Genomic DNA, 14,703 nt, shown 5'->3' with positions numbered 1-14,703 from the left:
TCTTGGACAGCGTACTGATACTTCCCGGCGCGACTTCGTCCCTGGCCTTCGGCCTGGAGTGGCAGCCGCTGATTCCCGGCCGGGCCGTGCGCGAGGCGCATCGCAGGGCGCGGCGCGCCAGGGCGACGCATGTGGTGGTGGCGGGCGATGGCGCCGCTGCGGCCGGCATGGCGCGGCTGCGGATGCGAGCCGCGGAAGAGCCGCGGCCGATTCATTCGGCCGCCCAGAATCTGGCGCTGCTGTTCGGCGCCGGCACGTTTGCGCTGCTGCTGGAGCTTGCGCCCGGGCGCCATTGGCTGGTGGCTGTGCATGACGGCGCGGTAGTGATGCGCACCGACAGGCTGTTCGAGTCGTGCGAACACGCCGCGGCTGCCATGGACGAACTGAGACAGGCCTATCCCCGCCTGGTGGTGCTGCCCGGCGCCGCAGGCTACACAGCGCCGGATCTGGCGCAGATAGAGGCGGCCAGCACCTTGCAGACGCGCCTGGTGGCGGTGGCGGCACACTGGCGGCGCCTGTTGCCGCGCCCTGCGCAATGGCTGCTGCTGGTGGCGCTGCTGGCCATGCTGCTGCCGCGCGCCTGGCAGGCGCTGCGTCCGCCCAGGCCGGCGCAGGCGGGGGCCGGCATCGACGCCGTGCAGGCGTGGCGAGCCGCGCTGCGCAAGGTGCAGCGCAAGCACGTGCTGCATGGGGTGCGCGGCACCCAGGCGGTATTGGCGGTGCTGTATGCCTTGCCCGTCAGCCTGGCGGGGTGGCGCTTGTCGCAGGCCGCATGCGAGGCGCGGCCCGGCGCCTGGCAGTGCACGGCACGCTACGAGCGGCGCGACCCGCAGGCCAGCAATGCCGGGCTGCTGGCCGCCGCGCCGCGGCATTGGCGCCTGGGCTTTCCGTCCATGGAGCAGGCCCGTGCCGACTGGCGTGTGGCTCATGCGGCGCTGCCGCTGCACGAGCACGCGCTGCATAGCCCGGCCTACAACGAACGCCACCTGCTCAGCGCGCTGCAGGCCGTTCTGCCCGCGTTTGCCAGCCTGCAGCTGGGCAAGAGCCGTGGGCTGCAGGTGACGGCGCCGCACGATGCCCGGGGGCGGCCGCTGCGCAGGCCGGCGGGTTTGCCGGCCTATGTGTTGCGTCCGGTGGAAGTTCGCGCCCCGTTGCGTTCCGCCGGCCTGTTGCTGCCCCATACGCAGGCCATGGCCTGGCGCAAGGTTGCGCTGTCCGTACGCGAGGCTGCGCGGCCTGGCCTGAAAAGCAGCGGCCTGCATTTGTCGATGATTGGAGATTTGTATGAAATCCAGTATCCCAACGAAGAAGCACGGTCTTTGCCCGGGAATCCGATGGGCGGCGTGGCGCCGCGTTCCCGGGACGCTGCTGGCGGTGGCGGCCCTGGCGGGGCTGCCACGGCCGGCGGACGCGCTGGATCGCCGCCAGGCGCCGCAGGCGCGAGCGGTGCCGGGGATGCCGGCGCAAGAGCCGGCCGAAGCGCCGACGAGCCCGCCGCATGATCGGCCGCGTGCCACGCACCAAGACCTGCCGAAGGAGGGAGCGTCGCCGCATGCCGCGGCACCCAGGTACCAGATCGATGATGGCCTGCTGGCGGCCGAACAGATGTCGGTGCGTGAATTGATGCATCTCGAGACCCGCGAAGCGCTGGAGCTGGCGCGGGCCCGTGCGCGCAATCATCGCTATCCCGATATGGTGTCCGCCAGCGCGGGGCCGGGCGGGGAAGCGCTGAAGCTGATTGCCATTTATGGCGTAGGCAAGAAACTGCTGGCCGAGGTGCGGGTCGGGGCGCGTCCACAGGTATACCTGCGCGGCCAGGCACTGCCCCTGGGGGAGAAGGCCGGGCCGCGGGTGTATCGCCTGCACGGCATCACGGGCTCTTGCGTGCATCTGGAACGCCGCGGCGAGGCGCACACGCTGTGCCTGCATCCATCGCAGTGGGCGGGAGGCTGAGATGTTTGCGCGATCCAGGCGCTTGATTTCATCCGGGCCGCCCGCGCCGGCTTTGCGTTTCGATGCCTCCAGCGCGCTCGGTGTGCGCGACCCCGAGGCTTTGCGCCGTGCCGTGGCCGGAGGCTTGCGATCCGTGGCCGCCGAGCTGCGGGTCGAGGCTCTGGCCGGCCGCATGTGTCCGGCCCAGCTCGACGATGGCTGCGTGGCGATCTTTGCCTTGCCCGAGCATGTAGGCAGCGATCTGGCCGATGAGCTGGCCCGGCGCGTCCGGGCGCAGGGCTATACATTGGCGACACCGCAGCGCTATGCCTTGGACGCGTCCTTGCTGCTGTCGGTGGCGCGTGGCCAGTTCGATCCGCGTGCGCACGCGCCGGATAAAGTCGAGCCGCGCCAGGCGGGGCTGCGCGAGAGCGGGGCGGGTTCCGAACGGGCTCGTACCGCCCTGGCCAGCGTCTTCCAGGAAATCGTCGAGTGGGGCGTGCGCCATCGCGCCAGCGACATCCACCTGAACGTGCATTGGAGCCGTGCGGAATCCGAGGTCAGGTTCACCATCGCCGGACGCTATGTCGAACCCGAGCGTTTTCGCCGCCTGCCCACGCGCACCCTGGCCGACATGCTGGCCGTGGCGTGGATGGATATCCAGGGAGGCAATGGCGTGGTGTTCGATCCGCAGGTCGAACAGCAGGGGCGCTTGTGCCGCCACGTCGACGGCCGCCCCGTGGTGCTGCGCTGGGCATCGCTGGCGGCCGACCAAGGCCCCAGCGTCTGCTTGCGCCTGCTGGAGCGCGACAGTCTCGCATCGCGGCATGGCCTGGAGCGCCTCGGCTACCTGCCCGGGCAGGTAGCCGCCATGGAGCGCGCCATGTGTTGCGAAGGCGGCACCATCGTTTTCGCCGGTACGGTTGGCTCGGGCAAATCCACGACGCTGGCATGCCTGGTGTCGAACATCCCCCCGCATCGCAAGATCATCACCATCGAAGACCCGGTCGAATACCTGATTCCCGGCGCCATACAGAACACTGTGGCCCGCGATACCGGCAAGCAGGCGGGCGAAGGCATGTACGCCGCCAAGCTCAGGGCGCTGAAGCGTGCGGCGATGAACGATGTGCTGCTGGGCGAGATCCGCGATCCCGAGTCCGGCCGCGCCTTCGTGGATCTCGCGGGCTCCGGCGTGAGCCTGTACACCACCGTGCATGCGCCCTCGGCGTGGCTGGCCTGCGAGCGCCTGGCCTCGGAGGCCGTCGGTATCCCGCGCGACTTCCTGGCCACGCCGGGCATACTCAAGCTGGTGGTGTATCAGGCCTTGCTGCCGCGGCTGTGTCCGCATTGCGCCTGGCCGGCGAGCCGCTTGCTGGCCGGTGCGCCGGGGCTGGATGGCCGGCAGCGCGACGGTGCCGCCTGGCGCCCTTGGCTGGAGCGTCTACGGCGCCTGTACGACTGTGACCCGGCCGCGCTGCGCATACGCAACCCGCAGGGCTGCCCACGCTGCCGCAACCGCCAGGTGCCGGAACTCAGTGGCTGCGATGGCCGCACCGTGGCGGCCGAATATCTCGAGCCCGAGCTGGTGCCGGGCTTCCTGGAGTATGTGCGCCGCGGCACGGCGGCGCCGGATGCCGGCCTGTTGCGACGCCATGGCGGGCGCCATGGCGCGCAGGGCGCAGGCGATGCCGCCTGGCGCAGCGCCATGGACAACGCCATGCGCAAGGCCATGGACGGGCAGATCGATCCGCGCGAGATCGAGGCCCGCTTCCAGTCTTTCGAAATTCGCGAGCAGCTGTTGAGTCTGCGCGAGGACACGGGCTTGAGGGTGGTGGCATGACCGCGCCCGCCACCGGAAGTTTGCGCGCCGCGGCTTTGCGCCTGGCCATTGTCTGCGATGGCCTGCTGTTCGGCAACCGGCGCGCCGACTATTACGAATATCTGGCGGCGCTCATGTACGGCGAGCTGGGGCGGCGCACTCTACACGGTATTTTTCTCGCCGACGCTGCGCGCTACGGCGGCGCAACGTTGCGCGGCCGCCTTGCGCGGCGCTGGGCGCAGGCTTATCAGGACAGCGGCGGCAGCCTGCTGCATACATGGACGGGCAGCCTGCCGGCCCTGGAACTGGGCTTGATCGCTGCGGCCCAGTCGCAAGGCAACGAGACTTTGGCGCGCACCTTGCAGGATCTGGGCCAGGTGGCGCGCCTGGTGGGCCGCGCCCGCGAGCTTCTGGTTGCCGCGCTTTGGCCGGCGTTCGTCGCCGTGCTGTTGCTGGCGGGCCTGGTGCTGGCGGTGCCGGCCTATACCGCGCCGCGCCTGCGCCAGACTTTCCTGGCCGTGCCCGATGAATATCTGGGCGTGCTGACCCGGCGCTTGTTCGAATTCTCGGCGTGGGTGCTGGTGTATTGGCCGGCTGTGGCGGCGGGGCTGGCGGGCTCGCTGGGCCTGGTGTTGTGGTCTCTGCCGAATCTTACCGGCAGGCTGCGCATGGCGCTGGATCGCCATGGGCCGTGGCGCCTCTATCGGCATTTCCACGCCGTCCGGTTTCTGGCGGTGCTGGGCGCCATTCTCGAGCGGCCGGGAGCCGGATCGATGCGTCTTGCCGCGGCGCTCGACATGCAAAAGGCTTGCGCCGGGCCGTGGGCCGCGTGGCACATCGACGCCATGCTGGGCCGCATCGACGCCGGCGTGACCGGCGCCGCCACATTGGACACGGGCCTGCTGGATCGCGAGCTGTACTGGTTTCTGGCCGATATGGCGTTGGCGCGCGGACTGGAGCAGGGCCTGCTCGCCGCCCGCGAACGCCTGATGTCGCGCATTCTGGTTTCAGTGGCGCGCCAGGCGGCGGTGCTGCGCTGGTCGCTGCTGCTGGCCTGCGTGGCCGGCCTGCTGGGGCTGGGCCTGTGGCACTACGCGGTCATCGACGAGCTGCGCCGATCCCTGACGTTCTTCTACGCAAGCCAGTAGCGAGAGGCCGACTGTTCACCCGCCGCCCGGATCTGTCCGGGCACACAACCCCAAGGAGACTGCTCATGTCCATCAACGATATTTTCATGCGGCCGCAGGCCCGCGGCAGCGCCGCCGGCGCAACGGACACTGGTGTTGCGCGCCGCCGCGGCTGCGGCCATGGCCGGGTTGCGAGACACGGCTACCGCGGCCAGCGCGGCTTCTCATTGGTCGAGGTTTCCATCGTCACCGCCATCGTGCTGTTACTGGCCATTATCGGCATACCGGCCATAGGCAGCTATGTGGTAGAGAACAAGGTGCCGCGGGTGGGCGAAGAGCTGGCGCGCTTCATCGCGCAGGCCCGGGTCAACGCCGCGCCCGGCACCGCCTTGCCGTACGAGTCCATACAGACCTCGAACCTCGCCAGCCTGCTGCGTGATTCGGGCGTGCTGTCGATCAGCGGTGCCGATGCCAACGTCAAGGTGATGCACGGTCTGGGCAGCGACGGCGAGGTCACGGTCGAACCGGTCGAGGCGGGCGCCGCTTTTTCCCTGACTCTGACCAATGTCAACCATGCCGCCTGCCCGGGCATCGCTTCGGTGATGCAGCGTGTCTCGGAAGACATGAGCATTGCCGCGGGCGGGCAGGCCGCGGTGACGATCAAGGACGACACCGTGGCCTACAGCGCGATGGCGGCGCAATCGCACTGCGCCAAGGGAGACGTCAATACCTTTGTGTTCGTGGCGGGATGACGAGGCGTTCAACGCCGCCCATGCTGCCCGGGCGGCGGCCATCGTCGCGCGGCTTCGATGCGCCGGGGCAGCGCGGTGTGCCCCGGTCGCGCGGGGCGCGCGCGCGGGCCACGCCATGCAAGCCGCATGCATGGCGCCAGCGCGGCTATGTGTTGCTGGAGCTGATGCTGGCCGCCGTGCTGGCGCTATTGTTGGCCGTGTGGGGCACGCACGCGCTGGCCCTGGCGCTGGACGCGGCGGCCGCCCAAAGCCTGGCGGGCTGGATGCTGACGGTGCGCCAGGCGGCGCAGGCTTATATAGAGCGTTACGACGGCACGTTGGCCAGCGCCACTGACCCGGCGGCGCTGGCCGATCGGGGCTATGTCGATTGGGCGGCGCCGCGGCTGGCCGAATTGCGGGCCGACGGGCTGTTGTCACGGGGCTTTCCCGAGCTTGGGCCGCTGGGCATGCCGGTATCGCTGCGCATATTGCGCAGCGGCACAGCGTGTCCCGACGCCGGCGACTGCCGCATCGAGGCTTTGGTCTACAGCGACCGTCCGCTGCTGCGCCGTGGCGGGGTGGACGAGCATATGCTGGCGCATTGGCTGCTGGGGGCGCAGGGCTGGGGCGGCGCGGTGCAGGCTCGCAATGCCGGGCAGATCCTGGGTTCGGCCTTCGGCTATGACAATCCGCCGGCAGCCGATATGCAGCCCCTGCCGGCGGGCACGCTGGCCATGGCGGTGACCGCCGCCAATCTGGCGCATCTGGCTTATCTGCGGGTGGGGGATGCGCGCGACCCCGATTTCCAGGGGCAGGCCAGTGTGGCCGGCAATCTCGAGACGCGCGGCTCGCTGCGGGTGCGCGACTATTTGACTATCGAGGCGCAGGAAAGCGCCGATACTGTTTGTAGCCAGGCGGGCGCGGTGGCGCGCGAATACTATGGCGGCCTGCTGGTGTGCCGTTCGGGTTCCTGGCATCGCATAGGCGGCTCGGGCGGCGGTTTTTCGCTCAATACCTTGTATGGCTGCCGCAATTCCAATGGGGTGTCGACTGCCAATCCCATGACGGATGCCTGTTCTTGTCCGGGTGGTTTCGCCATGGTGCAGGTCTCCGACAGCGGCAACCAGCCTGCGCCCAGCGGCCGTACTACGGGTTACCTATGCGTGGAATAGGGTATCGAAGGCCCGGGAGCCCGGGCCAGGGTGCCGAGGCCAAAGTGTCGGGGCCAGGGTAGCGAAGCCGCATGTCGGGCAGGTGGTCTTGGTTCGTCGGCGGTCGGGTTTTTTTAGACGCGGCCTAGAACGGGGTACCTCCCTGCGGTTCGATAACCCACTCACCTCCGGGAGGCACCCCATTCTCTCCGCTCGTTTCGTAGACGGGCGGAGTGGGGTATGGACGGGCAGAATGTGTATGGGGTGTGGGATATTGGGTGTCGGGGGTATGGGACGGGCCGCCGTGTTGTTGGCGGCGTTGTTTTGGCTTTTTTTTTGTCGCACCCTCTATAATCGACGATTACCCATCAAGTCAGCGTTTTTCTGTTAATGAAAACCTCCGAAATCCGCCAGAAATTCCTATCGTTCTTCGAGTCCAAGGGCCACCAGATCGTGCCGTCCTCGCCGCTGGTGCCGGCCAACGACCCGACCCTGCTGTTCACCAACGCGGGCATGGTGCAATTCAAGGATGTGTTCACTGGCAAGGAGACGCGCCCCTACAAGCGGGCCACCACGTCGCAGCGCTGCGTGCGCGCCGGCGGCAAGCACAACGATCTGGAAAATGTCGGCTACACCGCGCGCCACCACACTTTCTTCGAGATGCTGGGCAATTTCAGCTTCGGCGATTATTTCAAGCGCGAGGCCATACGCAATGCTTGGGAGCTGCTGACCACGGTGTACATGCTGCCGGCCGAAAAGTTGTGGGTCACGGTCTATCAGGAAGACGACGAGGCCTACGACATTTGGGCCAAGGAAATCGGCGTGCCGGCCGAACGCATCGTGCGCATCGGCGACAACAAGGGCGCGCGCTATGCGTCCGACAACTTCTGGCAGATGGCCGACACCGGCCCCTGCGGCCCGTGTTCGGAAATCTTCTACGACCACGGCCCCGAGATCTGGGGCGGCCCGCCGGGCTCGCCCGAGGAAGACGGCGACCGCTACATCGAGATCTGGAACCTGGTGTTCATGCAGTTCGAGCGCGATGCCGAGGGCAATATGCCCAGCCTGCCCAAACCCTGTGTCGACACGGGCATGGGCCTGGAGCGCATCGCCGCGGTGCTGCAGCACGTGCACTCCAATTACGAGATCGATCTGTTCCAGGCGCTCATCAAGGCGGCGGCGCGCGAAACCGGCACGACCGACCTGCAGAACAATTCGCTCAAGGTGATCGCCGATCACATCCGCGCCTGCAGCTTCCTGGTGGTCGACGGGGTCATTCCCAGCAACGAGGGGCGCGGTTATGTGTTGCGCCGCATTGTGCGCCGCGCGCTGCGCCATGGCTACAAGCTGGGGCAGACCCAGCCGTTCTTCCACAAGCTGGTGGGCGACCTGGTGGAGCAGATGGGCCAGGCTTATCCCGAGCTGGCCGCCAAGCAGGAACGCGTCGAGCAGGTGCTGCGCCAGGAAGAAGAGCGCTTCAGTGAAACCCTGGAAAACGGCATGCGCATCCTCGACGCCGCGCTGGCCGACGTTCCCGCGCAGGGCACGCTGGACGGCCATACGCTGTTCACCCTGTACGACACCTACGGCTTCCCGGTCGACCTGACCGCCGACATCTGCCGCGAGCGCGAGGTCGAAGTCGACCTCGAAGGCTTCGAGCAGGCCATGACGCGCCAGCGCGACCAGGCGCGCGCCGCGGGCAAGTTCAAGGCCGCCGAAGGCCTCAGCTACCACGGCGCCCAGACCCGCTTCGACGGCTATGAACATCTTAGCGGCCGCGGTACGGTTACGGCCCTGTACGTGGATGGCACGGCGGTCGATTCGGTGCAGGCCGGCCAGCAGGCGGTGGTGGTGCTGGATGCCACGCCGTTTTATGCGGAATCGGGCGGCCAGGTGGGCGATACCGGCGTGCTGCAGGGCGCGGACGCGCATTTCGACGTGTCCGACACGCAGAAGATCCAAAGCGGGGTGTTCGGCCATCACGGCCGGCTGGCCAGCGGCACTTTGTCCGTGGGCGACGCGCTCGAGGCGCAGGTCGACGGCCGGCGCCGCGCGCGCACCATGCGCAATCACTCGGCCACGCACCTCATGCACAAGGCCCTGCGCCAGGTGCTGGGCGGCCATGTGCAGCAGCGCGGCTCGCTGGTCGATGCCGACAAGACCCGCTTCGACTTCGCCCACGACGCGCCTATGTCGGCCGAGCAGGTCGCCGAGGTCGAGCGCATCGTCAATGCCGAGGTGCTGAAGAACGAACCGGTCGTGACGCAGGTCATGGCCTACGACGACGCGGTCAAGGGCGGCGCCATGGCGCTGTTCGGCGAGAAATACGGCGACACGGTGCGCGTGCTGGACATCGGCTTCTCGCGCGAACTGTGTGGTGGCACGCACGTGCAGCGCAGCGGCGACATCGGCCTGTTCAAGATTCTTTCCGAGGGCGGCGTGGCCGCGGGCGTGCGCCGCGTCGAAGCCATCACCGGCGACAATGCCCTGGCCTGGGCGCAGCAGACTGCCGCCACCCTGCAGCGCGCCGCCGGCATGCTGAAGTCGCAGCCGGCCGAACTCACCGAGCGCATCGGCCAGCTGCAAGGGCAGCTCAAGGCGGCCGAGCATGACCTGGAACAAGCCAAGCACAAGCTGGCATCGCAGGCCAGTTCCGACCTGCTCGACCAGGCCATAGAGCTGGGCGGGGCCAGGCTGCTGGTGGCGCAATTGAAGGGGACTGATCCCAAGGCCTTGCGCGGCATCGTCGACGACCTGAAGGGCCGCGTGAAATCCGGCGTGATCCTGCTGGCCACCGAGGCCGAAGGCAAAATCAGCCTGGTGGCGGGCGTGACCGCCGACCTGGTCTCCAAGATCAAGGCCGGTGAGCTGGTGGGCAGCGTCGCCGCGCATCTGGGAGGCAAGGGCGGCGGCCGGCCGGACATGGCCATGGGCGGCGGCACCGATGTGGCCGCGCTGCCCGCGGCGATGTCGGGCGTCGAACCCTGGGTGCGCGAACGCCTGGCCTGACGTGCAAAGGCGTTCGCTCCGACTATGTGCTTTGCCCCTGAAGCTTGCCGGTTGCCTGGGCGGCCTGGCATAGCAGGGCTGTAATCATGAACGACACTACCGATACCAGTTCTCCGCCCGTCGCCGATCTCGAGGTGGATGCTTCGGGCCTGAAATGCCCCTTGCCCATCCTGCGCGCCAAGAAGGCCTTGGCGCAATTGAGCAGCGGCCAGGTGCTCAAGGTGATCACTACCGACCCTCACGCAGTGCGCGATTTCCAGGCCTTTTCCAGGCAGACCGGAAACCCGCTGCTGCGCCAGATCGAATCCGGGGATGCCTCGGTGCATTTCCTGGCGCGCCGCTGATACGGGCATGCAGTCGAGCGCCAAGCGCGCCGCTGCGGTTTATCGCGCAGGCGCGATGTCGCATTCGATTGTTGTGTTTTCGCGCTGTGCATTTTTTTATGCCGGCCGAATGTTTGCCGATCTAGCCTCGAAGTGCTAGAATCTTACGTTTTTCGCATAATTTTCAAAGGATTACCCATGGTTGTGATTCGTCTTGCCCGTGGCGGCTCGAAGAAGCGTCCGTTTTACAATGTCGTGGCAGCCGATTCGCGTAACCGTCGCGATGGCCGCTTCATCGAGCGCGTGGGTTTCTACAACCCCGTCGGCGGCGAAGGCCAGGAAAACCTGCGTCTGGCGCTGGATCGCGTCGAATACTGGGCCGGCCAGGGCGCGCAAGTGTCGCCGGCCGTGGCTCGCCTGGTGAAGGAATTCTCCGCCAAGGCCGCTGCCTGAGCATGGCCCGCAGCGCCTGCCGGTATATAAGCCGCGGCGCCTTGCAGTGCGTGGCCCATGGCGCTTAGTGTCGTGGCTCATGCCTGATGAAACTGATGCCGCCGCTGCGCCGCCCGACCTGGTAGAGCTCGGGCGTATCGTTGCGGCGTACGGCATACGCGGCTGGGTCAAGGTTCAGCCGCACTCGGCACAGGCCGATGTGCTGCTCGGTACCGGCTGCTGGTGGCTGAAAGCGCCCGTTCCCGTCCATGGGGGTGCGGGCGCTTTGCCGTATGCGCGCCGCGCGCGCGTGCAGGCCAGCCGCACGCAGGGTGCCGCCGTGGTCGCCCAGCTGGATTTGTCGCCCGATCGTGGCGCGGCCGAGTCCTACAAGGGCTACACGGTGTGGGTGCCGCGCAGCGAATTCCCGGCGCCCGAAACCGACGAATACTACTGGGTCGATTTGATCGGCTGCAGGCTGTACGGCGCCGCCGAAGACGGCAGCAATGCCTTGATAGGCCTGGTGCAGGACGTCGCCGACAATGGCGCTCATGCCGTGCTGCGCGTGGCGTGCGCCGGGCTGGATGCGCAAGATACGCCGGTGCCGCTGCTCGACGCCAAGGGGCGCCCCAAGGAAGTGCTGGTGCCCTTCGTGGCGGCGCACATCCGGGCCGTCGACTTGGCCTCCCGGCGCATCGACAGCGACTGGCCGCTGGATTTCTAAGCCCCGGCCGCGCTTCATTGTTTTTCTATCTGCCCCTCAGGGCTATGCCATGCGCTTCGACATCGTGACGCTGTTTCCCGATATGTTCCACACGGTGCGCGACCTGGGCATTACCGGCCGTGCGCACAAGCAGGGCCTATGGGAACTGGTGCTGTGGAACCCGCGCGCCTATGCGCGGGACGTGCACCGTACCGTGGACGACCGTCCGTATGGCGGCGGCCCGGGCATGGTGATGATGGCCGGCCCGCTGGAGCAGGCCGTGCACGACGCCCAGGCGCAGCGCGGCGCGCAAGGGGCGGTCATGCTGATGAGCCCGACCGGCAGGCGCTTCGACCAGGCCATGGCGCAGCGTCTGTTGCAAGAGGGCGGCGCCACCCTGGTTTGCGGGCGCTACGAAGGCGTGGATCAGCGCTTCATCGACCGCTGCGTCACCGAAGAGGTGTCGATGGGCGATTTCGTGCTGTCGGGCGGCGAGATTCCCGCGCTGGCCATTATCGACGCGGCGGTGCGCCTGCTGCCCGGAGCGCTGCACGACGCCGAGTCGGCGGTGCAAGACTCTTTCAACCTCGCTCTCAGCGGCCTGCTGGACAGCCCGCATTACACGCGCCCCGAGGTCTACGAGGGCGAGGCGGTGCCGCCGGAGCTGCTGTCCGGCCATCACGCCCATATCGCCCTGTGGCGTCGCCGGCAGTCGCTGCGGCTGACCCTGAGCCGCCGTCCCGATCTGGTCGCGCAGGCCCGGTCGCAAGGCTTGCTGTCGCGCGAGGACGAGCGTTTTCTCGCTCAGCTTGCAGACATGCCGCAAGCTTCATCCAGGTTCTGATCAGGCCGACCCAAACCAATCGCCTGGTCGGAAACCCGCAAACCCGGGCATGGTCGCAAAGGTGCGCCGGCTTGCGCGCAGCGATCAGGAAGCGCCATCGGGTGCTTCGGCCTGGACGGTTCGCAATATCCAGTCCCGGAACGCGGCCGCTTTGGGCGAGAGGTCGCCGCGAGGCGAAACCAGATACCACGAGCGATTCGCATCCACGGCAGTGGGGAACGGCGCGACCAGGCGCCCCGACTCGATCATTTTATTGACGAATGGAACCTGACCCATCATGGCGCCGAGTCCGAGGCAGGTCGCTTCGAGCGCTACGGCATGGGAGTCGAACACGGTGCCCTTGTCGGCGGCCGTGTCCTGGATGCCTAGAGGGGCGAGCCAGCGCTGCCAGTCTTCGGGAGAATGACTGATATGCAGGCGTGGAGCCCGGACTAGATGGCGGGGCGCTGAAATGCCGTGAGCGCGCGCGAACGCCTGCGTCATCACCGGCATCATTTGCGCCGAGCAGATCCAGTCGAACCTGTGCAGCGCGTCGCGCTCGTACGGGCGTATGGCGAGATCGCAGGTTTCGTACAGCTGATCCAGGGGCAGCGCCGCGGCAGTGATCCGCAAGTCTATCCACGAATGTGCGGCGCTGAATTCCGCCAGCCTGGGCAACAGCCAGTGCATGGCGAAGTTGGGCAGCACGCTCAGCGTCAAGGTGACGCCGCGCCATTGATCGTGCAGGCTTTCGGTGGCGTCGTTGATGATGTCCAGCGCCTGCTTGAGCTGCGGCAGGTAATGCCGGCCCTTGTCGGTCAGCGCCAGCCCATTGTTCAGCCGCACGAACAAGTGATTTCCCAGCCATGTCTCGAGCAGCTTCACCTGCTGGCTGATGGCTGATTGGGTCACGTGCAATTCGTCGGCCGCCTTGGCGAAGCTGAGATTTCTGGCAGCCGACTCGAAGGCCCGTACGGCATTCAATGGCGGCAGGCGGCGTTTATTCATATCAGGCTCACATCAGGCTCACATCGGGCTCATATCGGGCTCGTCATGCCCGGCTCAAAAAACCGTCTCACGAAAAACTGTCTCATGAGATAGATATTCTATGTCACGACGATTTTTATATTAGATATATTTATTCCTGAATTTTCCGCGTCGCCGGCAGGCGGCGCATGCACAGGAATCGAGGACATGGAAGAGCAGTCGGAAGTCGCGCGGCAGATTCACAGGCTTGCGGTTATGACGGATCAGCAGCGCTACGAGGAAGCGAGCCTCGTCTTTGCCGATGACGCTTTTCTGGCGCGCCCCGGCGAGGAAATCCGTACGCGTGCAGCAATCCTGCGCAGCCTGCTGGCCAGGCCCGTCGAGCGTCTGACCCGCCATGTGATCGGATCCTGCCTGGTAGAGCGCACGGAGCGGGGCGTCGCTTCCACGACGTATGTCATGGTGTTCCGCAAGCTCGGAGAGACCGCGGGCCGCGCCGTATCGGTTCCACTGCCGTATCGCCCCCCCGAGACCGTCGCCGAGTATCGGGACGACTGGGTGCAAGAAGGCGGCCAGTGGCGGATTTTGCGCAGAGTCGTGCAGCCTGTGTTCGACGCAGGCGCGTGACCGCCCTGAAGAAAAGCGGATCGGCGGCGCTTGTACTCGCTCTCGCAAACGGAAATGACATGACCCCTCTACGCTGGATTCGAACCTGGTGCGCGGCCGTGCTGCTGGCCGTGTGCGCGACGCCTGCGCCTGCCGCCGGAAGCGGCGGCTATCCGCAACGCCCAATTACTGTAATTGTGTCGTACGCAGCGGGAGGCACTGCCGACATTGCCACGCGCATCCTGGCGCATGCGCTGGAGCAAGAGCTGCACGTCAGCTTGGTCGTGGAAAATCGACCGGGGGCCAGCGGCATCATCGGCACGATGGCGGCCTTGCGCGCCGCGCCCGACGGCTACACCCTGCTGTCGGCGAGTTCGGAAATTTCGCTTGCGGCCATGATGTCTCCACAAGTCTCCGAGCGTGCGCGCAAAGACCTGGTTCCGTTGGCGCAAACTTCGGTTTCTCCCATTGTTCTGGCGGCCAGGGCGGGTCGGAACCGCAGCATGAGCCAATGGGCCGATATTGCGCGCCGCAATCCGGGCAAGATAAGTTACGCCACGCCCGGCGTCCTGACGCCGATGCATCTTGTCATGGAGAGCCTGCTGCACGCGGACGGCCTGAAGCTCTTCCATGTCCCGTACAACGGCGGAGGCAGGGCGGTGACGGACGTGCTCGGCGGCCAGGTGGATCTGGTCGCGGTTGCGCTGGGCACGGTGCTGCCGCAGATAGAGGCGAAAAAGATCGAACCTCTGGCGGTGCTCGACAGTCTGCGCTCGCCTCTGTTGCCGCGCGTCCCGGATGCCGCAGAGGCATTTGGCGGGGCGGCCGAGGGCGTGCCCGTGGTGTGGTTCGGGTGGTTCGCGCCTCGCGGCCTGCCCCAAGAGGCGAGCGACAAGCTCAAGCGCGCGCTGGCGCAGGCCGCAGCGTCCGCAAGCGTGCGCGATAAGCTGCGCCAGGCCGGGCTGGAGGCGCGCTATCTCGATTCAGCGCAGTTCGCTGCCCAGCTGGGACGCGAGCGGGACTATTACAGCAAGGCAGCCCGCCTTATCGAAAAATGAAG

The 14,703-nt window shown here is 67.1% G+C and carries 14 protein-coding genes; 13 read left to right on the top strand and 1 reads right to left on the bottom strand.

Going from position 1 to position 14,703, the window contains the following annotated elements:
* The first annotated feature begins 2 nt into the window (after positions 1–2).
* The 11 genes from CEY11_RS03080 (at position 3) to trmD (ending at position 12,071) form a co-directional block, all read left to right on the top strand.
* On the top strand, positions 3–1,502 hold the full coding sequence (locus tag CEY11_RS03080) for a type 4b pilus protein PilO2 (RefSeq protein ID WP_143322668.1): 1,500 nt from the start codon (positions 3–5) through the stop codon (positions 1,500–1,502).
* A complete protein-coding gene (locus CEY11_RS03075; protein WP_088601878.1) occupies positions 1,456–1,953 on the top strand; it encodes a hypothetical protein in 498 nt (165 codons plus the stop codon). Before CEY11_RS03080 ends, CEY11_RS03075 begins: the two co-directional genes overlap by 47 nt.
* A gap of 1 nt (position 1,954) precedes the next feature.
* Positions 1,955–3,772 carry a GspE/PulE family protein gene (locus CEY11_RS03070; RefSeq protein WP_088601877.1) on the top strand — a complete coding sequence of 606 codons (1,818 nt, stop codon included), beginning with the start codon at positions 1,955–1,957 and terminating at the stop codon, positions 3,770–3,772.
* On the top strand, positions 3,769–4,899 hold the full coding sequence (locus CEY11_RS03065) for a general secretion pathway protein (protein WP_088601876.1): 1,131 nt from the start codon (positions 3,769–3,771) through the stop codon (positions 4,897–4,899). Before CEY11_RS03070 ends, CEY11_RS03065 begins: the two co-directional genes overlap by 4 nt.
* 65 nt (positions 4,900–4,964) lie before the next feature.
* A complete protein-coding gene (locus CEY11_RS03060) occupies positions 4,965–5,630 on the top strand; it encodes a type 4 pilus major pilin (RefSeq protein ID WP_269845246.1) in 666 nt (221 codons plus the stop codon).
* Entirely contained in the window at positions 5,627–6,781 is a 1,155-nt protein-coding gene (locus CEY11_RS03055; RefSeq protein WP_143322666.1) for a hypothetical protein, read from the top strand. Before CEY11_RS03060 ends, CEY11_RS03055 begins: the two co-directional genes overlap by 4 nt.
* Positions 6,782–7,150: 369 nt before the next feature.
* Complete coding sequence (gene alaS / locus CEY11_RS03050) at positions 7,151–9,769, top strand: alanine--tRNA ligase (RefSeq protein WP_088601874.1); 2,619 nt, start codon at positions 7,151–7,153, stop codon at positions 9,767–9,769.
* Positions 9,770–9,855: 86 nt separating this feature from the next.
* Positions 9,856–10,113: a sulfurtransferase TusA family protein gene (locus tag CEY11_RS03045; RefSeq protein WP_088601873.1), complete on the top strand. Its 258-nt coding sequence runs from the start codon at positions 9,856–9,858 to the stop codon at positions 10,111–10,113.
* 177 nt (positions 10,114–10,290) lie between these two features.
* Complete coding sequence (gene rpsP, locus CEY11_RS03040) at positions 10,291–10,545, top strand: 30S ribosomal protein S16 (protein WP_088601872.1); 255 nt, start codon at positions 10,291–10,293, stop codon at positions 10,543–10,545.
* A 79-nt stretch (positions 10,546–10,624) separates the two neighbouring features.
* On the top strand, positions 10,625–11,248 hold the full coding sequence (rimM, locus tag CEY11_RS03035) for a ribosome maturation factor RimM (RefSeq protein WP_088601871.1): 624 nt from the start codon (positions 10,625–10,627) through the stop codon (positions 11,246–11,248).
* A gap of 49 nt (positions 11,249–11,297) precedes the next feature.
* A complete protein-coding gene (gene trmD / locus CEY11_RS03030) occupies positions 11,298–12,071 on the top strand; it encodes a tRNA (guanosine(37)-N1)-methyltransferase TrmD (RefSeq protein ID WP_088601870.1) in 774 nt (257 codons plus the stop codon).
* Positions 12,072–12,155: 84 nt separating this feature from the next.
* Here trmD and CEY11_RS03025 read toward each other — a convergent pair whose 3' ends face one another.
* The gene (locus CEY11_RS03025) at positions 12,156–13,058 is read right to left on the bottom strand and encodes a LysR substrate-binding domain-containing protein (protein WP_088601869.1); all 903 of its coding nucleotides are present in this window, start codon (positions 13,056–13,058) and stop codon (positions 12,156–12,158) included.
* A gap of 186 nt (positions 13,059–13,244) precedes the next feature.
* Here CEY11_RS03025 and CEY11_RS03020 point away from each other — a divergent pair, with 186 nt between their 5' ends.
* Positions 13,245–13,664: a nuclear transport factor 2 family protein gene (locus CEY11_RS03020; RefSeq protein ID WP_088601868.1), complete on the top strand. Its 420-nt coding sequence runs from the start codon at positions 13,245–13,247 to the stop codon at positions 13,662–13,664.
* A gap of 59 nt (positions 13,665–13,723) precedes the next feature.
* Positions 13,724–14,701 carry a Bug family tripartite tricarboxylate transporter substrate binding protein gene (locus tag CEY11_RS03015; protein ID WP_088601867.1) on the top strand — a complete coding sequence of 326 codons (978 nt, stop codon included), beginning with the start codon at positions 13,724–13,726 and terminating at the stop codon, positions 14,699–14,701.
* Positions 14,702–14,703 lie beyond the last annotated feature (2 nt).

Source organism: Candidimonas nitroreducens (assembly GCF_002209565.1).
Taxonomy (GTDB): domain Bacteria; phylum Pseudomonadota; class Gammaproteobacteria; order Burkholderiales; family Burkholderiaceae_B; genus Candidimonas; species Candidimonas nitroreducens.
The sequence above is the reverse complement of the archived record's forward strand: the minus strand, read 5'-3'. Positions and strand labels throughout refer to the sequence as shown.

Coding starts and splice junctions, on each gene's coding strand:
- CEY11_RS03075 (WP_088601878.1), top strand. CDS start 1,456: ATGCCGGCGCAAGAGCCGGCCGAAGCGCCGACGAGCCCGCCGCATGAT.
- CEY11_RS03070 (WP_088601877.1), top strand. CDS start 1,955: ATGTTTGCGCGATCCAGGCGCTTGATTTCATCCGGGCCGCCCGCGCCG.
- CEY11_RS03065 (WP_088601876.1), top strand. CDS start 3,769: ATGACCGCGCCCGCCACCGGAAGTTTGCGCGCCGCGGCTTTGCGCCTG.
- CEY11_RS03060 (WP_269845246.1), top strand. CDS start 4,965: ATGTCCATCAACGATATTTTCATGCGGCCGCAGGCCCGCGGCAGCGCC.
- CEY11_RS03055 (WP_143322666.1), top strand. CDS start 5,627: ATGACGAGGCGTTCAACGCCGCCCATGCTGCCCGGGCGGCGGCCATCG.
- alaS (WP_088601874.1), top strand. CDS start 7,151: ATGAAAACCTCCGAAATCCGCCAGAAATTCCTATCGTTCTTCGAGTCC.
- CEY11_RS03045 (WP_088601873.1), top strand. CDS start 9,856: ATGAACGACACTACCGATACCAGTTCTCCGCCCGTCGCCGATCTCGAG.
- rpsP (WP_088601872.1), top strand. CDS start 10,291: ATGGTTGTGATTCGTCTTGCCCGTGGCGGCTCGAAGAAGCGTCCGTTT.
- rimM (WP_088601871.1), top strand. CDS start 10,625: ATGCCTGATGAAACTGATGCCGCCGCTGCGCCGCCCGACCTGGTAGAG.
- trmD (WP_088601870.1), top strand. CDS start 11,298: ATGCGCTTCGACATCGTGACGCTGTTTCCCGATATGTTCCACACGGTG.
- CEY11_RS03025 (WP_088601869.1), bottom strand. CDS start 13,058: ATGAATAAACGCCGCCTGCCGCCATTGAATGCCGTACGGGCCTTCGAG.
- CEY11_RS03020 (WP_088601868.1), top strand. CDS start 13,245: ATGGAAGAGCAGTCGGAAGTCGCGCGGCAGATTCACAGGCTTGCGGTT.
- CEY11_RS03015 (WP_088601867.1), top strand. CDS start 13,724: ATGACCCCTCTACGCTGGATTCGAACCTGGTGCGCGGCCGTGCTGCTG.